The 18606-nt window shown below is 40.8% G+C and carries 16 protein-coding genes; 1 reads left to right on the top strand and 15 read right to left on the bottom strand.

Annotated elements, in window-relative coordinates; genetic code table 11:
• Window positions 1-20: 20 nt before the first annotated feature.
• The 5 genes from rpoZ to FHY47_RS01440 form a co-directional block, all read right to left on the bottom strand.
• Window positions 21-239, bottom strand: coding sequence for a DNA-directed RNA polymerase subunit omega (rpoZ, locus tag FHY47_RS01460; RefSeq protein ID WP_066100606.1), 219 nt, complete (start codon window positions 237-239; stop codon window positions 21-23).
• Between the two features lies 1 nt (window position 240).
• Window positions 241-858 (bottom strand): guanylate kinase, encoded by a 618-nt coding sequence (gene gmk / locus FHY47_RS01455; protein WP_066102291.1) that lies wholly within the window; start codon window positions 856-858, stop codon window positions 241-243.
• Window positions 859-867: 9 nt separating this feature from the next.
• Window positions 868-1131 (bottom strand): extracellular matrix/biofilm regulator RemA, encoded by a 264-nt coding sequence (gene remA / locus FHY47_RS01450; RefSeq protein ID WP_066100607.1) that lies wholly within the window; start codon window positions 1129-1131, stop codon window positions 868-870.
• A 59-nt stretch (window positions 1132-1190) separates the two neighbouring features.
• Window positions 1191-2099, bottom strand: coding sequence for a YicC/YloC family endoribonuclease (locus tag FHY47_RS01445; protein WP_262365953.1), 909 nt, complete (start codon window positions 2097-2099; stop codon window positions 1191-1193).
• Between the two features lie 61 nt (window positions 2100-2160).
• Window positions 2161-4830: a calcium-translocating P-type ATPase, SERCA-type gene (locus FHY47_RS01440; protein WP_148629555.1), complete on the bottom strand. Its 2670-nt coding sequence runs from the start codon at window positions 4828-4830 to the stop codon at window positions 2161-2163.
• 136 nt (window positions 4831-4966) lie between these two features.
• Between FHY47_RS01440 and FHY47_RS01435 the strand changes: the two genes are divergently transcribed.
• Window positions 4967-6670, top strand: a complete 1704-nt coding sequence (locus FHY47_RS01435; RefSeq protein ID WP_066100614.1) for an Rqc2 family fibronectin-binding protein — start codon at window positions 4967-4969, stop codon at window positions 6668-6670.
• Between the two features lie 346 nt (window positions 6671-7016).
• Here FHY47_RS01435 and FHY47_RS01430 read toward each other — a convergent pair whose 3' ends face one another.
• The 10 genes from FHY47_RS01430 to FHY47_RS01385 all read right to left on the bottom strand — a co-directional run bounded on the left by FHY47_RS01430 (window position 7017) and on the right by FHY47_RS01385 (window position 18487).
• Window positions 7017-7763 (bottom strand): SDR family NAD(P)-dependent oxidoreductase, encoded by a 747-nt coding sequence (locus FHY47_RS01430; protein ID WP_066100623.1) that lies wholly within the window; start codon window positions 7761-7763, stop codon window positions 7017-7019.
• A gap of 137 nt (window positions 7764-7900) precedes the next feature.
• On the bottom strand, window positions 7901-8737 hold the full coding sequence (locus FHY47_RS01425; protein ID WP_148629554.1) for a DNA-formamidopyrimidine glycosylase family protein: 837 nt from the start codon (window positions 8735-8737) through the stop codon (window positions 7901-7903).
• A gap of 258 nt (window positions 8738-8995) precedes the next feature.
• Window positions 8996-9625, bottom strand: coding sequence for an orotate phosphoribosyltransferase (gene pyrE / locus FHY47_RS01420; protein ID WP_148629553.1), 630 nt, complete (start codon window positions 9623-9625; stop codon window positions 8996-8998).
• Entirely contained in the window at window positions 9622-10335 is a 714-nt protein-coding gene (gene pyrF / locus FHY47_RS01415; RefSeq protein WP_148629552.1) for an orotidine-5'-phosphate decarboxylase, read from the bottom strand. The genes pyrE and pyrF overlap by 4 nt, the downstream gene beginning before the upstream one ends.
• The gene (locus tag FHY47_RS01410) at window positions 10307-11251 is read right to left on the bottom strand and encodes a dihydroorotate dehydrogenase (protein ID WP_148629551.1); all 945 of its coding nucleotides are present in this window, start codon (window positions 11249-11251) and stop codon (window positions 10307-10309) included. Before FHY47_RS01410 ends, pyrF begins: the two co-directional genes overlap by 29 nt.
• Entirely contained in the window at window positions 11248-12009 is a 762-nt protein-coding gene (locus FHY47_RS01405; protein WP_148629550.1) for a dihydroorotate dehydrogenase electron transfer subunit, read from the bottom strand. The genes FHY47_RS01410 and FHY47_RS01405 overlap by 4 nt, the downstream gene beginning before the upstream one ends.
• Complete coding sequence (carB, locus tag FHY47_RS01400; RefSeq protein ID WP_148629549.1) at window positions 12006-15218, bottom strand: carbamoyl-phosphate synthase large subunit; 3213 nt, start codon at window positions 15216-15218, stop codon at window positions 12006-12008. Before carB ends, FHY47_RS01405 begins: the two co-directional genes overlap by 4 nt.
• Complete coding sequence (locus FHY47_RS01395; protein WP_148629548.1) at window positions 15215-16303, bottom strand: carbamoyl phosphate synthase small subunit; 1089 nt, start codon at window positions 16301-16303, stop codon at window positions 15215-15217. Before FHY47_RS01395 ends, carB begins: the two co-directional genes overlap by 4 nt.
• Window positions 16300-17586, bottom strand: a complete 1287-nt coding sequence (locus FHY47_RS01390; protein WP_139891285.1) for a dihydroorotase — start codon at window positions 17584-17586, stop codon at window positions 16300-16302. Before FHY47_RS01390 ends, FHY47_RS01395 begins: the two co-directional genes overlap by 4 nt.
• Complete coding sequence (locus FHY47_RS01385) at window positions 17549-18487, bottom strand: aspartate carbamoyltransferase catalytic subunit (RefSeq protein WP_148629547.1); 939 nt, start codon at window positions 18485-18487, stop codon at window positions 17549-17551. The genes FHY47_RS01390 and FHY47_RS01385 overlap by 38 nt, the downstream gene beginning before the upstream one ends.
• Window positions 18488-18606: the final 119 nt, after the last annotated feature.

Below are 18606 nucleotides of genomic sequence, written 5' to 3'. Positions count from 1 at the left end.
TTTTTAGAAAGCATTGCCTATTAAAAGTCTTGACGACCTTCAGTTACCACTCGATACGTTAAGTCACCAGAATGGATTTCCTCAAGCGCTTTTCCAACATATTTATGAGATACCGGCTTTGCAATTTTTGTGCTTTCTCCAGATTCCTGCATATAACGTGCACGTTTAGCTGCAACGGATACCAAAGAATATTTAGAATCAATTTTTGTTAATAGTGAGTCAATAGATGGGTATAACATATTATTTATCATCCTCCAATAATTTTTTGTATCTTTTTTCTACTCGTTCACGGCGTAGATGTTCAGCCACCACGATTGCATTGATGCGCTCGCACGCATGCTCTACACGATCATTTTCAACTACATAATCGTAAAGATTCATCATTTCGATTTCTTCCCGAGCCGCTTTCATTCGGTTACGGATTAACTCATCTGTTTCCGTGCCTCTTGTTACGATTCGATTTTCAAGCTCCTTAAGGCTTGGCGGAGCAAGGAAAATAAATAAACCGTCAGGAAACTTCTCACGAACCTGACGCGCTCCTTGTACTTCTATTTCAAGAAATACATCCTTGCCCTCATTTAACGTTTGGCGAACGTATTCAATTGGTGTTCCATAATAATTTCCCACATATTCAGCATGCTCCAAAAGTTCATCATTGGCAATCATATCTTCAAATTGTTCCTTTGATTTAAAGAAATAATCCACCCCATCAACTTCTCCCTCACGAGGTTTTCTGGAAGTTGCTGAAATTGAATATTGAAAATCAACATCCGGCTGAGAAAAAATCGCCTTTCTGACTGTACCTTTCCCCACTCCAGATGGACCTGATAAAACTATTAATAACCCTTTTTCCTCCAAAACAATCACCTATCCTTCCAACACGCTCTCATCACGGTCATGTAACCTCGCAGCCACGGTCTCCGGCTGTACCGCTGAAAGAACCACATGGTCACTATCGGTTATAATCACTGCGCGTGTTCTTCTTCCATATGTAGCATCTATAAGCGAACCCTTGTCCCTGGCATCCTGAATAATCCTTTTAATAGGTGCAGATTCAGGACTTACAATGGTAACAATGCGATTAGCAGAAACTATATTCCCAAATCCAATATTAATCAACTTTATGGACATTGAAGCAGCCTCCATCCCTCTTACCTAGTGTATGCTTGTATGTACTGTCATAAACTGTATTATTCTACATTTTGAACCTGTTCCTTCATTTTCTCAAGAATTGTTTTCATCTCGACAACTTTTCTTGCAATTATTGCATCGTTTGCTTTAGAGCCGATTGTATTTGTTTCCCGATTCATCTCCTGGATGAGAAAATCAAGCTTTCTGCCAATCGGACCGCTTGCCTCCAATGATTCTAGAAATTGTGCAATATGGCTTTTCAACCTTGAAACTTCTTCATGTATATCTGCTTTATCTGTAAATAAAGCTATTTCTGTTAACAGCCTGTTTGGATCAAAGATATCTCCAACTGCTTCTTCAAGCTTTTGTTTGAGCCGGCTGCTATATTGCTTAACAACTTCCGGTGCACGCTCCCTGACATCCTCAACCTCTGCATCAAATTTTTTAATATGCTCAGTTAAATCGCTCTTTAGGAACTCACCTTCTGTTTCCCGCATATTTGACAAGCGAGAAGCAGCTTTTTCTACCGTACCAAGCAGCATTTTCTCAAGATCGGCATTAACTTCTTCCTTCTCATCAATAGAGATAATATGTTCGAGATGAAGCAAATCAGTCATCTCCGGTTCTGCAAACGCACTGTACTTATTATTGAATTCAGTAGATATATTCATGAATTGGTCAATTAAATCCCAATTAGGTGTCATCGTTCTTTTAACGGTTCCTTCACCCTGAAGGCTGATAAATACTTCTATTCTACCTCTATGCAGCTTTTGCTGAATAATCTTTTTAATCCTGTCTTCATACATGAGCAGTTGACGAGGTGATCGGATACTGCATTCAAAAAAACGATGATTCACACTTTTCATCTCAATGGTTATGGATAAAGAATCGTTTTCTGTCTTCGCTCTTCCATACCCTGTCATGCTTAAAATCATCCGGCCCCAGCTCCAATCAGTAACATTATACACGCTAATATAAAATAAAAAGGTAATAGAGCTCACTCTACTACCTTAAAAATTATATCACAATTTATTTAGATTTACTTACATAAAATGTACCCGCCAATAAAAAAGTTGGAATAGACGCCATTCCGACAATTAATAGCCAATCACGAGGGGCAATCGGCACCGTATGGAAAACGGTTTGTAAAGGTGGATAGTACAAGGCAATCAGCATAAGAATTAAAGAAGATACGACTGCCCATACAAGATACATATTGCCAAATGGGTTTCTTGAAAAGATTGATTTTTCACTTCTGCAGTCAAATACATGGATTAATTGTGCAAGAACCAAAGTTACAAAGGCTACGGTCTGAGCATATTGTAAATTATCAGGGTTTGATTTATATACAGTTATAAACGCAAGCAATGTGGCGATACCAATCAAGAATCCTCTTGATATGATTTTCCACCCCAATCCCCTAGCGAATACGCCTTCTTTTGGATGACGCGGACCCCGCTTCATCACATTTTCTTCAGGTTGATCGAGTCCCAGTGCCATAGCCGGCAATCCATCGGTAACCAGGTTTACCCATAAAATCTGGATTGGCAATAAAGGCAAGGGCAATCCCATGACCATCGCAAATAGCATAACTAAAATCTCTCCTACATTTGATGCTAATAAATAGCGTACGAATTTACGAATATTTTCGTAAATATTTCTGCCTTCTCTTATGGCCGATTTTATGGTTGCAAAATTATCGTCCAATAAAATTAAAGAAGATGTTTCTTTGGCCACATCTGTACCGGATATACCCATCGCTATTCCAATATCTGCAGCCTTTATAGCAGGTGCATCATTCACTCCGTCTCCTGTCATAGCCACTATATGTCCTACTCGTTGAAAGGCACTGACTATTTTTAATTTATGCTCTGGTGAAACACGGGCAAAAACAGTCGTCTCATCAACGATATTTTCCAAATCATCCACAGACATCGCATCTAAATCTTTACCGGTCAGCACACGGTCTCCTTCGCGGAATATCTCCAATTGTTTACCGATAGCCTTTGCTGTTATTAAGTGATCGCCGGTTATCATCACCGTTTTAATACCGGCATCGCGACATTCCAGCACCGCTTTCCTTACTTCTGGACGCGGTGGATCCATCATTCCTTCAAGGCCAAGGAATATCAATTCATTTTCAGCATCCGTTTGGTCAAGAATTGCTTGATTGGCTGGTACACTTTTGTAGGCAACCGCAATTGTCCTTAATGCTTGTTCAGCCATATGTTCAGTTGTATTCCCTATGGACTCACGAAGTTGCTCATCCATATGCTTCACTCTTCCATTGGACATAACCGTTGTACATTTCCCAAGTAAAACATCAGGTGCCCCTTTAGTAATGACAAATTGCCTTCCGTTATGATCCTTTACCAATACACTCATTAATTTACGTTCTGATTCAAAAGGAAACTCCTTTAAAATCTTATACTTTTCGAATAAAAGCTGGCGGTCAATTCCCTTCTTCATAGCGGCAACAAGCATAGCTCCTTCAGTCGGATCCCCATCTATATAATACTTTTTCTTTTTAAGCTTAAGCTCAGAGTTGTTACAGAGGATACCATAGGTTAGCAATTGCTTCAGCTCTGTATCATCCTGATGACCGCTCACACATTCAAACTTACCGGTTGGATCAAACCCCTTCCCAGACACTGACCACTGCTGCCCTGAAACCCAAACCTTAGTCACCATCATCTTATTCTCAGTCATCGTCCCTGTTTTATCAGAACAAATGACTGATGCACAGCCCAATGTTTCTACAGCAGGCAGTTTCCTTACGATTGCTTTCTGTCGAATCATTCGCTGGACTCCCAGGGATAAGGCTACCGTAACAATAGCCGGTAAACCTTCCGGAATAGCAGCCACGGCTAAAGATACTCCCGCAAGAACCATGGTGTATAAGTTATTTCCTTGTAAAACACCAATTCCTACAACCAATAAAGTCAGCAGTAATGCAACAACAATGAGTATCTTTCCCAGTTGTTCCAGGCGAAGCTGCAAAGGCGTCTGTTGCGTATTGGCATTTTGCAGCAGATCTGCAATTTGGCCCATTGCCGTTTTCATTCCTGTCGCAACAACTATACCCTCACCTGACCCACGTGTTACCATCGTTCCCATAAATGCCATATTAACCTGATCGCCGATTCCGTCTTGCCCATCTCTTTTTGGTTCTTCCGTTTTAGCAACAGGGAGCGATTCACCTGTCAATGCAGATTCTTCTATTTCAAGATTATACTGCTGGAAAATCCTCACATCTGCACCAATACGGTCGCCACTTGAAAACTTTACTATATCTCCCGGAACACATTCTTTAGCCGGAATTTTCGACCATAACCCATCACGTAATACAATCATTTGAGGTGCAGCCATTTCCTTTAAAGCCGACAGCGATTTTTCTGCTTTCCTTTCCTGAAAGAACCCTAATAAACCATTAATCAATACGATCATGATAATGGCAATTGCATCAATATACTCTCCCAGCAAACCTGAAACGAGAGTAGCCGCAAGCAGGATAAGGACCATAAAATCTTTAAACTGCTGAAAAAACAGAATTAAAGCAGATTGCTTTTCTCCTTCTGCTAATTCATTTTCTCCGTATTGGTTTAACCTTTTTTTTGCTTCCTGATGACTTAACCCTTTTTTTGTATGTACTCCAAAAGCGGATTGTAGCTTTTCTTTGTCCATTTCTGCAAGTTTCATGTGACGGATACAACCTCCTTAACAATCCGAATAACTTTCTTTGGTACATGTTTATTCAGAGTTGTCCTAAAAAATGCTATACTTGTTTGAATGGAGATTTATAATTCGAATACTTACTAAAGAAGGTGTCACATATATGTCCTTTGACGGTTTTTTTACAAGAGCAATGACCGAAGAATTATCAGAGACGTTAACTGGTGGACGAATAACAAAAATTCATCAGCCCTATAAAAATGAATTACTGCTAGTCATTCGCGCAGGCAGAACCAATCATAAGCTTCTGTTGTCTGCACATCCCAGCTATGCTCGTGTACAACTAACAGAAGAAAACACGGATAACCCTTCAGAAGCACCCATGTTTTGCATGCTGCTTCGTAAACATTTGGAAGGCTATTTTATAGAGAAAATCGAACAGCCTGAATTGGAAAGAATCATTAAATTTGAGATTAGAGGGCGCAATGAAATCGGCGACATAACTCAAAAATTATTAATCATAGAGATAATGGGCAAACACAGCAATATTATTCTTGTTGATAAAGAAAGAAATATGATCATAGACTGTATCAAGCATGTACCGCCTGCTTTAAACAGCTACAGGACATTATTGCCAGGTCATTCCTACGTTTTGCCGCCAGCTCAGAATAAAATCAATCCGCTATCAGATATAGATAAAGGCTTGACACATATTGATTATTTTGCTGGCAAAATTGATAAACAATTGGTCACACAGTTTGCTGGTATCTCTCCTCTTCTTGCGAAAGAAATAACCTACAGGGCTGGACTCGTAAACAGGGAGACCGTTCCAGAGAGCTTCAATATAATAATGGAGCAATTAAAATCACATAATTATCAGCCAACATTGGTTACAGGTGATAAGGAAGCTTTTTACCTCATCCCCCTTCAGCATTTGAAAGGTGATAAGAAGGAATTCCCTTCGCTAAGCTTATTGTTAGATCGCTTTTATTATCAAAAAGCGGACCGGGATCGCGTCAAGCAGCAAGCGCATGACCTGGAGAGAATTCTCTCAAATGAAAAAGAAAAAAATGAAAAGAAACTAATAAAATTAGAAGAGACTCTGCAGGATTCAGAGAAGGCAGAAATATTCAAGAAATACGGGGAACTGATAACCGGTCATATTTACGCTTTGAACAAAGGAATGAAGAGTGCTGAAGTAATTGATTATTATGATGAAAATCAACCTACTCTTTTGATTGAGCTCGATGTCCGAAAAACCCCTTCTGAAAATGCTCAATGGTATTTTTCTAAATACCAAAAGGCAAAGAACGCCAAATCCTTTGTAATCGATCAAATCGAAAAAACAAATGAGGAAATTCAATATCTCGATAATTTAATCCACCAAATGAACACTGCCTCACCAAGAGATTTGCAGGAAATCCGTGAAGAGCTTGAAGAAGGCGGATATGTGAAAAAAAGATATACCAAAAAGCAAGGTAAGAAAAAAGATTTAAAACCTGTCCTTGATTCCTATTTGTCCAGTGATGGCATTGAAATTTTGGTAGGTAAAAACAATAAGCAGAATGAATATTTAACCAATCGCCTAGCGGCTAAAAATCAGCTTTGGTTCCATACAAAGGATATTCCGGGATCCCATGTTGTCATCCGCGATGCAAACCCTACCGAACAAACGATAAAAGAAGCCGCCATTCTGGCTGCCTATTTCAGTAAAGCCAGGCAGTCGAGCCAAGTTCCGGTAGACTCTACACTAATCAGGCATGTCAAAAAACCAGCTGGAGCAAAACCGGGCTTTGTAACCTATGATAATCAAACAACCTACTATGTTACCCCGGATGAAGAAGTGGTTTTATCCTTAAAAGCATAGATAAACGCAGCGGTTTTAATTTTCCGCTGCGTTTTTATTATATTATTATTCTTTTGTTATTACTCTAAATAGGAAATAAGATACTTCATCATTGCTGAGTGTCCAGGGCGTTCGTATCCCAACAAAAAAATCAGTTCCCGCTCGCTGCATATTACGAACAGTATCAAAGTATATCCACAGTTATATTAACCTGTTTTGTTATCTTCTTAAATTTCCTCCTTATACACACTTGCTAAAGTGGGGGGAGAAAAAGACTGCCAATAAAAAATATCAGGGATCTTCCCTGATATTTTTTTGAGCCTCTGAAGACGGCCAGTCGGTTGATTTTCACCTGTCCCCGATTGAGCTATCTAGCTAATAGTCCCCCATCCACGACATATTCCGCTCCCGTTATATAGGAGGCGTCGTCCGAGGCTAAAAACAAGACTGGTTTAGAGATTTCTTGTGGGTCTGATAATCGCCCTATCGGAGATGTAGCATACATATCCAGTTGTTCTTGCGTATAGGTTTCTTTTAGCAGTGGGGTTAATACACCCCCTGGACATATCACATTGATTCGAATATTCTTGTCGGCGTATTCTACGGCTGCTGCTTTCGTCAAACCGTTAACCGCATGTTTGGCTGCCGTATACGCCACATTGGGGGTTCCATTGACATGTCTTAATCCTGCGGTAGATGAAATATTCACAATTGAGCCTCCCCCCGCCTCAATCATATGCGGAATTAACGCTTTCATCCCATAGAAGGTTCCATGTTGGTCTATACTTATGATTTTGAGGTAGTCTTCATCTGCCAAATCGGTCAGCGAAGACACAGGGCCAGCATATCCAGCATTATTCACCAAAACCGTAACAGGGCCAAAGGCTTCAACCGCTTGGTTTATGACATGTTTCCAATCGTCTGGATTGGTAACATCGTGTTTCACAAATAGTGTGTTCTCCCCGAGCTCTTTCGATAACGTCCTTCCTTCCGCTTCGAGTATATCCGTAATCACTACTTTAGCTCCTTCTTTGACAAACTCTCTAACGTGTTCAGAACCCATTCCTCGTGATGCACCCGTGATAATTGCCACTTTTCCATCCAGTCTCCCCATGATCTTTCCTCCTTTTTATTCACATTCACACTCACACCTTTACCCAATTTTGGTATTTCCAAGCATTTTCAAGTGGGATTGTCTAACTAAAACGGATGTTCCCTGGATGAATACGATCAAGAAAAAGACAGAATATTTCATTCCGTCTTTGAAAACCTCTGACACGCAGGGCAAATGTATGAAGTGGTGCTCCCTGTTTTGATTGATTGAATGGTCTCCCCGCATCTAGGGCAAGGTTCCCCTTTTTTATACGCAATTTGAAAATCACTCGTCAAGTACTCACCGTTATGTCCGTAAAATTCCTTTTCAAGAGAAAAACTCCCCTTGGATAAAGAATGATGCAATTGTTTATGCATATTGTTATAGAGGTTTTTGACCTCTTCTTCCGATAGGTCGGATACTTTCTTCTGAGGATGGATTCCGCTTTCAAACAAGATATCGTGAATATACATATTGCCGATTCCGCCGACGTTTTTTTGATTCAACAAGAAGGATTTAATTCCCGCTTTTTTCCCGTTAACCAACTGTCTGAAATAGTCATAGGTAAATTCCTTATCGAATGGGGTGAAAGCAATAGCTTTGATTATTTTTTCTTCTTTGATTTCTTGATCATTGGCGATATACACTTTTCCAAACCACCAAAATCGGATGGAAAACCCTGTCCCATCTTGAAATTGGATGAGGAATTGATATTTTTCCTGAACGGGATTGGATGAAATAGGTTCAAAATAAAGCAAATCCCCTCCCATCCCGAGCGAAATTAACATGTTTTCTCCATTCGATAGGGAAACGATGATCCCTTTCCCTTTATTTTGAACCGCTTTAACCGTTGATCCTATTACTCGTGATGAAAATACCAACCCCGAAACATTGCAGCACTTTTCCTGCTTTATTTCCACCCGTTCGATTTGTTTGCCCGAGAGAGAGTCATTCATCTGGGTACTTAATTGATAGATTTCGGGTAACTCTGCCATTCTCCATTCCCCCTTTTATGCAAATTTACCTCATCGGAGACTATTCCGAAGAACCGAACGAACAAAAAGGCTGAATATAACCACTCAGTCTTTTTCATTATGATATTTCTTGTTGGCAGCTTGCTGCATACTCTTCCTCTAATTCTAGCAATCGGTCAATCAGATTATATATTTATCAACATCTAAGTTTAACAGACACAAATAAAAAGAGATAAAATCCAACTATTTCAGATTTTATCCCACTGATTCTTTATGTTTTTAGTTAACCCAGCTCTCATCATAAGGGTTTTGCTTCCATTTGCGGAGCTTATTCAGCTCCTCCTTTGTCACGTACTGATGTTCTTCCGCAACTTCGATAAGAGTTGAATAATCGCTTAAGGGGTAATATGGAACCTCGCTATCAGCAAATGCAATTCTTGCTTTATCCATTTCATATGTAAAGATCGATACAACCCCTAGTACATCACAACCGGCTTCACGTAATGCCTTGGCACATGTGATTGAGCTTCCTCCCGTTGAGATCAAATCCTCCACGATGACCACTTTATCGCTTTTTTCCGCTTTCCCCTCAATTTGATTTCCTTTTCCATGCCCTTTTGCACTGGAACGAACATAAATCATCGGCAAATCTAGCTGTTCACTTACCCAGGCAGCATGCGGAATGCCTGCTGTAGCTGTTCCTGCAATAATCTCAGCTTCAGGAAATTTTTCTTTTATTAATTGAGCTAGGCCTCTCGCTACATCCCTCCGTACTTCCGGGTAAGACATCGTTAATCGATTATCACAATAAATCGGGGATTTGATACCTGATGACCAAGTAAATGGATTGCTTGGCTGTAAGGCTACAGCTTGAATAGATAATAAATGCTCTGCTATTTTTCTTTTCATATCGGTCTCTCCCATTCTTCAACTATCTTATAATAGGCCTCTATTGGATTCTCTGCCGTTGTAATACTTCTTCCCACAACGATAAAATCACTGCCCTGCCTACTAGCCATAAACGGTGTAGCCACCCTTTGTTGGTCTCCTGCTGCATCACTGGCCAGACGAATTCCCGGAGTAACTGTTACGAAATTTCGACCAACCTGATTTTTAATTTGCTGTACTTCATGTACGGAGCAAACTACTCCATCAAGACCTGATTCTTTTGCTAATTGACTATAATGAATGACACTTTCAGCCAGGGTTGTCTGAATGAATTGCTCTCTTTGCATCTGCTCTTCACTTGTACTTGTCAATTGCGTAACCGCTATACATAGCGGTCTTTTTTCTCCAGTAGAGGTACCCTTTTCAAGACCATCAAGCGCATATTCCATCATCTTTCTTCCGCCTGCTGCATGAACATTAACCATATCGACTCCCAGTCTTGCCACTGTCTCCATTGCTTTTCCAACCGTATTAGGAATATCGTACAATTTCAAGTCCAAAAAAATGTCATGTCCCAATCCTTTAATTGCAGTGATGATAGAAGGACCTTCTCCGTAATAAAGCTCCATACCTACTTTAACAGCCAATTTTTCCTCATTAAATTTATGTAAAAATCGCAAGGTTAGCTCTCTATTAGGAAAATCAAGCGCGATGACCGGTGTATTCCGCATTCCTATTCCAGCTCCTTCCAATACATTCTGATATATGATCAAACCCGAGTGATAAAATTAGGTCTGGGAGAGCGTCAATAATCTCAGGCATTACAAACGGATTAATAAAATTGGCTGTTCCAACCGCAACCGCACTCGCACCTGCATAAAGGAATTCAATAACATCCTCTGCTGTTTCAATGCCGCCCATGCCAATGATAGGAATCGAAACCTGCGAGCTAACATCATGAATCATTCGAATCGCAACCGGTTTAATGGCTGGCCCTGATAAACCGCCTGTCCGATTAGCCAAAATCGGCTGGGATGTTTTGAGATCAATACGCATTCCTATTAGTGTATTAATCATCGTCAGTCCATCAGCACCACCATCTTCAACTGCCTTCGCAATGGATACTATATCGCTGACATTCGGAGACAATTTAACATAGACTGGCACTGAAGATACTTCTTTTACCGCTTTAGTTAATTCTTTAGCCACAGACGGATCGGTACCAAATTGAATACCTCCGCATTTTACATTCGGACAGGAAATATTCAGTTCAAGAGCATGCACATTTGGAGCTGTACTGATCCGTTTCGCCGTCTCCACGTAATCCTCCATCATGGTTCCTGCCACATTAGCAATAATCGGTACATCATACGTATCAAGCCATGGAAGCTCCTCATTCATCACATGCTCCAAGCCAGGGTTTTGAAGTCCAATGGCATTTAGCATCCCTGCATTTGTTTCCGCAACCCTTGGAGTCGGATTTCCAATACGCGGTTCAAGTGTCGTTGATTTAATGATGACGGCACCCAGCTTATCGAGATCATAGAACTGGCTGTATTCCCTCCCAAAGCCGAAACAACCAGATGCCGGCATAATCGGATTTTTTAAGGCTAATCCAGGCAGATTGATGCTTAATGGATTATTCATATGACGACCTCCTCTGAACGAAATACCGGGCCATCGATACATATCTTCCGGTATCCATTTCCCGGGGTACGGCACACACAGGCAAAGCAGGCACCTATTCCGCAGCCCATTCTCTCTTCAAGCGAAATAAACACCTTTTTCCCTTTATATTTATCCTTAACGGCCTTTAGCATTGGTGTTGGCCCACATGTATAGACCACATCAATGTCCATTGGAACTGAAGCATTTGTTACATAGCCTTTTATTCCGTAAGTCCCGTCTTCAGTTGTGATAATGGTCTCCCCAAGCTCAGCAAATTCGTTTTCATAAAAAATATCTACTGCGGTACGGAGGCCCAAAATATGAATCACAGATACACCTTTAGCCGTTAAATCTCTTGATAGCTGCAATAAAGGTGGTATTCCAATTCCTCCGCCTATCAAAAGCGCTTTTCCTCCCGGGTTCACATCCTCAACCGTAAACCCGTTGCCAAGCGGCCCAAGCACATCGACTTTTTCCCCTGTTTTTTTTTCAGAAAGAATCCTGGTTCCTTTCCCTTCCGCTCTGTAAACGATTGTAAAACGAGATTGCTCAGGGTCAATTTTACATATACTGATTGGCCTGCGCAGCAAAGGATCTATTCCGTTCGATACTTTGATATGTACAAATTGCCCAGGCATTGCCATGGAGGAGACAAGTGTCCCCTCCATAGTCATTTCAAATATATTCGGCGCAATCATTCGATGGCTGACGACTGTCATCATCTCTTTTTGAATCATAAGCTGATTGCCTCCTTGGCTGTTTGCATATGGTTCATTTTAGTTGTCGAAAACGTTAGCGATTCCAGTACTGTTAAAATGGCATTGGCCGTATCCAAGGAAGTCATGCAAGGAATCCCATTTTCAACCGACTCACGACGAATTCTAAAGCCATCACGTTCAGGCTGTTTTCCCTTGGTTAACGTATTAATCACCAGCTGTGCTTTGCCATTATGAATCATATCCAATAAGTTCGGCTCTTCACTGCCAATTTTTCCAACAATTCGACATGGAATATTCGCTTGATCTAACGCTTGAGCCGTTCCCTCTGTAGCAATGATTTGATAGCCGATTTCATTGAAACGTTCCGCAAGTAAAACGGCCTCTTCTTTGTCTTTATCCGCAACAGTCAAGAGGACAGTTCCATATTGCTTTATCTGAATTCCTGATGCAATTAACCCTTTATACAAAGCCTTTTGTAATGTATCGTCTTTTCCCAGCACTTCACCTGTTGACTTCATTTCTGGTCCGAGCGTAATTTCAACCTGGCGTAGCTTCGCGAATGAAAATACCGGTACTTTTACGTAAACACCCGTCTTTTCAGATACAAGACCATTTTCGAAACCATAATCTTTAAGCTTTTGTCCCAAAATGACCTTAGTAGCCAAGTTTGCCATTGGAACATTAGTGATCTTGCTTAAGAACGGCACAGTCCTGCTTGAACGGGGATTAACTTCAATTACATACACTTCATTATTGGAGACTACATATTGGATATTAAACAAGCCAATGATATTTAAACCCTTTGCCAGTTTAATCGTATAATCTATGATTTTTTCTTTCATACTCTCTGATAGATTCTGTGGAGGGTAGACTGCTATAGAATCGCCGGAATGGACGCCAGCCCGTTCAATATGCTCCATGATTCCCGGAATAACAACTGTTTCACCATCAGAAATCGCATCCACTTCAATTTCTTTCCCTGTTAAATAACGATCGATTAATACAGGATGCTTCGGATTTATCTTTACGGCATTTTCCATATAATGCAGTAAATCCTCCTGATCATCCACGATCTCCATTGCCCTTCCACCGAGAACATAGGACGGCCTTACCAAAATAGGGTATCCAATCTCATCAGCCACTTCGACTGCTTCCTCCACTGACAAGGCTGTTTTCCCTTTAGGCTGCGGGATATTCAGTTCCGTTAAGGCTTGCTCAAACTTATCGCGATTTTCAGATCGATCCACATCCTCTAAAGACGTTCCCAGTATCTTAACTCCTCTTTCTACAAGGGCTGAGGCAAGATTAATGGCAGTCTGGCCGCCAAATTGTACAATAACCCCTTCTGGTTTTTCTAAATCTATGACATTCATCACATCTTCAATCGTTAAGGGCTCAAAATATAATTTGTCTGATATGCTAAAATCAGTTGAGACCGTTTCCGGATTGCTGTTTATAATAATCGCTTCATAGCCGGCCTCTTTAATCGCCCAGACAGAATGAACAGTTGCGTAATCAAATTCAACTCCCTGCCCGATTCGAATGGGTCCTGAACCAAGTACGACGACACTCCTCTTTGGTGTTACGATTGATTCATTCTCATCCTCATAAGTGGAGTAAAAATATGGTGTTTCAGATTCAAACTCCGCAGCACAGGTATCGACCATTTTAAATACCGGTTTAATTTGATTGTCCATGCGCCATTGATACACTTCCAATTCAGAGCTATTCCAAAGCTTTGCTAAGATATAATCAGAGAAACCAAGTTTTTTGGCTATTAATGTATATCCCGGATGGAAGGGGGCTTCTAATAGTTTAGCTTCCATCTCAACAATCTTTGCAAATTTATGCAGAAAGAATAAATCAATCCGAGACCATTCATGGATCAACTGAATCGTTAATCCGCGCTTCAGCCCTTCAGCAATATAAAATAGACGTTCATCTGTTGCTTTTTTAATTTGTTTTTCAATCTCTTCATCCATAATCATCTCAGCCTTGGGCAATTCAAAGTGTAAGATTCCAACCTCTAGGGAGCGAATTGCTTTTAATAGAGATTCCTCGAACGTTCTGCCAATTGCCATAACCTCACCAGTTGCTTTCATTTGCGTTCCGAGGGTTCTGTTCCCTTCCTCAAATTTATCAAAAGGCCAGCGTGGTATTTTGGTTACGACATAATCAAGTGCCGGTTCAAAGCTCGCATATGTTTTTCCAGTTACGGGATTGATCATCTCATCAAGTGTCAAACCAACTGCAATTTTAGCTGCAAGCTTTGCAATGGGATAACCGGTTGCTTTAGAAGCAAGTGCAGACGAACGGCTCACCCTTGGGTTAACCTCGATAATGTAGTAATTGAAGCTATCTGGATCAAGAGCAAGCTGAACATTACAGCCTCCTTCAATTTTTAAAGAACGAATAATTTTCAACGACGCATTGCGCAATAATTGATATTCTCGATCACTCAATGTTTGGCTCGGTGCCACTACAATCGAATCTCCCGTATGTATTCCGACAGGATCGATATTTTCCATGTTACAAACCACGATTGCATTATCATTCGAATCTCTCATGACTTCATATTCAATTTCCTTGAACCCTGCAATACTTTTTTCCAGCAAGCATTGGGTGACAGGACTGCTCTTGAGACCACCGGCTACAATCTCGCGTAATTCCTCTTCGTTTGAACAGATTCCGCCGCCTGTCCCTCCAAGTGTATAAGCCGGTCGTACAATTACAGGGTATCCTACAGTCTGAACAAAAGCCTCGGCTTCTTCCAGATTATGAATAATTGCGCTGTCAGGAACCGGTTCATTCAATTCGTTCATTAAGGTTCGGAATAGATCACGGTCCTCAGCCTGCTCAATTGCCGATAGCTTTGTTCCCAGAATTTCAACACTGCATTCCTCGAGCACTCCAGAATTGGACAGTTCTACAGCCAGATTTAGTCCAGTTTGGCCTCCAAGTGTGGGCAATAAAGCATCAGGGCGTTCTTTACGGATGATTTTACTGACAAACTCTAACGTTAATGGCTCAATATAAACCGCATCTGCAATTTCCGTGTCTGTCATAATTGTAGCCGGGTTGGAATTTACCAGGACTACACGATACCCTTCTTCTTTTAATGCCAGACAAGCTTGTGTACCCGCATAATCAAATTCTGCTGCCTGGCCGATTACAATCGGTCCGGATCCAATAACCAGGATGGATTTAATATCTGTACGTTTACTCATTTTACTGCCTCCTTCAGTTTGGATCTCTCAATCATGCTAATGAATTGATTAAATAAATAATTTGCGTCCTCCGGGCCAGGCGATGATTCCGGGTGATATTGGACGGTGAAAGCATCGTAGTATTTATGTCTTAATCCCTCAATCGTTCCATCATTTAATGCAATATGCGTAACTTCCAAGTCTGTTTGTTCAATAGAGTCATATTTTACTGTGTATCCATGGTTTTGCGAGGTCAGTGCAATTTTACCTGTTTTTAAATCTTTAACTGGGTGATTGGAACCGCGATGCCCAAATTTCATTTTTTCAGTTTCTGCATTACATGCTAGAGCAAACAACTGGTGCCCAAGACAAATGCCGAACATTGGCACTTTTCCGATAATTTTTCTTATCATTTCAATCGCTTCCGGTACATTTTCAGGGTCTCCCGGTCCATTTGTCAGCATGATACCATCTGGACGAAGTGTCATAATTTCTTCAAAGGTAGTATTATAAGGCACAACGATTACATCACAGCCTCGATTGTTTAATTCTCTTAATATTCCATGCTTCATTCCAAAATCTACTACAACTACCCGATAACCGCGTCCTGGACTCGGATATGCTTTTTTTGTAGATACCTTTTGAACCTGATTACGAGGCAGCACAGTTGCTTTCACTTGATGGAGCATCGTTTCAGCATCTTTAGTTATTGAACAAATCACACCTTTTACTGTACCTCTTTCACGAATCATTCTTGTCAACTTCCGAGTATCAATCCCTGCAATGCCAGGGATATTCTTTATTTTCATATATTCATCAAGAGAAAAATCACTTCTCCAATTCGAAGGAAAATCAGCCACTTCTTTTACAATTAGGCCACTTAGGCTCGGAGCGATTGACTCAAAATCATCCCTATTGATTCCATAGTTACCGATTAAAGGATAAGTCATCGTAATAATTTGACCGCAATAAGAAGGGTCAGATAAAATCTCCTGATAACCGGTCATCCCCGTATTAAATACAACCTCACCAATTTTATCGCTTTCTCCTCCAAATGCTTCGCCAATAAAAATTGTTCCATCTTCTAAAATCAATTGTCTCTTCATTCAGTTAGACTTCCTTTCTGCCAAACTACTTTTCCTTCCACAATCGTCATGACCGGCCATCCTTGACAGCTCAGGCCAGCAAATGGCGTGTTTTTTCCTTTGGAAAGGAAGGTATCAGGATTAATCACTTGTTCTTCTTCTAAATCAAGCAGGACGAGATCCGCAGGCATCCCTATTTCTATTTTTCCGTAGTTAAGTTCAAATGCTTGCGCTGGTTTAATCGTCAAGAAATCAATTAATTGTTTCAGGGTCATCGCTCCCTTTTTTACCAAATATGTATACAACAGCGGAAAGGCTGTTTCTAATCCAACTATGCCAAACGGCGCAAGTCTGATATTTTGTGATTTTTCCTCTACTGAATGGGGAGCATGATCTGTAGCGATAAAATCAATCGTCCCGTCTAACAGGCCTTCTAGCAATGCTTTTTTGTCATCCTCACCTCTTAAAGGCGGATTCATTTTAAAATTAGTATCCAGCTCCTTAATGTCCATTTCGGACAGTAACAAATGATGGGGGGTTACCTCTGCTGTTACATGAATGCCTGCTTTCTTGGCATCACGAACCGTTCTTACAGACTCCTTCGTGCTGATATGACAAACATGATAATGGCAACCTGCTGTCTCAGCCAGTAATACATCCCTAGCAATATGGACCGCTTCACATACTGAAGGGATACCAGGTAATTCATGTTTTCTCGAATAGATTCCTTCATGCACACATCCACTTTGAATTAATGTATTATCCTCACAGTGAGCGACAATGGCCATATTCAGTTTTGCAGCTTTTTTCATAGCTTCAAGCATCATACCAGCTGACTGGATGCCGACGCCGTCATCTGTAAAGGCAAATGCTCCGGATTTTTTCAGAGATTCAAAATCAGTTAATTCCTTTCCAAGCTCCCTGATAGTAATTGAGGCATAGGGCAATACCCTTGTGCTCGCCTTTTCTCTAATTCTATTATTTAACGAACGTAATTGTTCGGCAGTATCCGGAACAGGTCGTGTATTCGGCATAGCAGCTACAGTAGTAAATCCACCTTTTGCAGCAGCCTGTGTCCCTGTTTCAATCGTTTCTTTATGCTCGCCGCCGGGCTCTCTTAAGTGAACATGCAAATCTATAAAACCAGGCGCCAGCAAAAATCCTTTAGCATGAATGATGTTTGCCTGCTGATTGGGCAATTCATCTTGGATATCGGAGATTACTCCGCTCTGAATTAAGATATCTTTGGTGGCCAGTGTTCCATCATCAGTTAAAAATTGCGCACTTTTTATAATTGTATTCATGATTTGCCGCTCCTCCCCTTTGCTCGATACTATTTTTTAAAGCAGCCATTCTCACATATACTCCGTTGGCCATTTGTTTAAATATTCGCGAACGAGCGCATTCAACTAATGAATCATCAATTTCCACACCTCTATTTACTGGCGCAGGATGCATAATTATACAATTACTCCTAAGACGTCTCTCCCTTTCAATCGTCAATCCATAACTGTTCAAATATTCCATTTTTCTCATTGGCATTTCCACTGAATGACGTTCATGCTGGATTCGAAGCAACATAACTACATCTGCGTTTTCGATGGCGTCATCAATTGGTTCATAGGCCACATTGCTTCCCGAGAGATTCGCCCAAGCTTGTGGGCCAGAGAATACAACCTTTGCACCTAATCTGGTCAGTGTTTCCGCATTTGATCGCGCTACGCGGCTATGCCTGATATCTCCTATGATTGCCACTTTTAAACCTCGAAACGTTTGAAATTCCTGTTTAATGGTCATCAAGTCCAATAAACATTGCGTAGGATGATGCCCGCATCCATCACCAGCATTCATTATGGATAAATATACACCACTTTGTATTAAATTTGCAAAATAATTATCTTCTGTATGACGAATTACTACGGTTTCCACTCCAATCGCTTCTAATGTCTTCACTGTATCGGATAGGGTTTCACCTTTTAATACACTTGATGCTTGCACTTCAAAAGGGATTACATCCAACCCAAGCTTTCGCTGTGCCATTTCAAAGCTGATTTTAGTACGCGTGCTCGCTTCAAAAAATAAATTTGCTACAAAGTGTCTTTTTGCAGGCATCCAGGTTTCCCCGTTGGCAAATGCCTCAGCAACTGATAGCAAGCCTGTAATTTCCTCAATCGATAAATCTGTCATCGTAAGCAAATGTTTCACGATCAATCAGCCTCCCATATTCTAAAAAAAACCCTAATTCGTTTTTTACGAATCAGGGTTTTAGTTTATTTAGTCGATTCATCCCAATATCGCATACTGGAATTATCGCACTTAATCTA

Source organism: Bacillus sp. E214, from assembly GCF_008087365.1.
GTDB lineage: Bacteria > Bacillota > Bacilli > Bacillales > Pradoshiaceae > Pradoshia.
This window is presented reverse-complemented; position numbering and strand designations above follow the sequence as displayed.

What these genes read in the sequence shown, in the direction of transcription:
- FHY47_RS01395 (WP_148629548.1), bottom strand. Translation starts at nt 16,303, where the DNA reads ATGAAGAGACAATTGATTTTAGAAGATGGAACAATTTTTATTGGCGAA.
- pyrF (WP_148629552.1), bottom strand. Translation starts at nt 10,335, where the DNA reads ATGCGGAATACACCGGTCATCGCGCTTGATTTTCCTAATAGAGAGCTA.
- pyrE (WP_148629553.1), bottom strand. Translation starts at nt 9,625, where the DNA reads ATGAAAAGAAAAATAGCAGAGCATTTATTATCTATTCAAGCTGTAGCC.
- FHY47_RS01425 (WP_148629554.1), bottom strand. Translation starts at nt 8,737, where the DNA reads ATGGCAGAGTTACCCGAAATCTATCAATTAAGTACCCAGATGAATGAC.
- FHY47_RS01410 (WP_148629551.1), bottom strand. Translation starts at nt 11,251, where the DNA reads ATGAATAATCCATTAAGCATCAATCTGCCTGGATTAGCCTTAAAAAAT.
- FHY47_RS01440 (WP_148629555.1), bottom strand. Translation starts at nt 4,830, where the DNA reads ATGAAACTTGCAGAAATGGACAAAGAAAAGCTACAATCCGCTTTTGGA.
- FHY47_RS01405 (WP_148629550.1), bottom strand. Translation starts at nt 12,009, where the DNA reads ATGATTCAAAAAGAGATGATGACAGTCGTCAGCCATCGAATGATTGCG.
- rpoZ (WP_066100606.1), bottom strand. Translation starts at nt 239, where the DNA reads ATGTTATACCCATCTATTGACTCACTATTAACAAAAATTGATTCTAAA.
- carB (WP_148629549.1), bottom strand. Translation starts at nt 15,218, where the DNA reads ATGAGTAAACGTACAGATATTAAATCCATCCTGGTTATTGGATCCGGA.
- FHY47_RS01430 (WP_066100623.1), bottom strand. Translation starts at nt 7,763, where the DNA reads ATGGGGAGACTGGATGGAAAAGTGGCAATTATCACGGGTGCATCACGA.
- remA (WP_066100607.1), bottom strand. Translation starts at nt 1,131, where the DNA reads ATGTCCATAAAGTTGATTAATATTGGATTTGGGAATATAGTTTCTGCT.
- FHY47_RS01390 (WP_139891285.1), bottom strand. Translation starts at nt 17,586, where the DNA reads ATGAATACAATTATAAAAAGTGCGCAATTTTTAACTGATGATGGAACA.
- FHY47_RS01435 (WP_066100614.1), top strand. Translation starts at nt 4,967, where the DNA reads ATGTCCTTTGACGGTTTTTTTACAAGAGCAATGACCGAAGAATTATCA.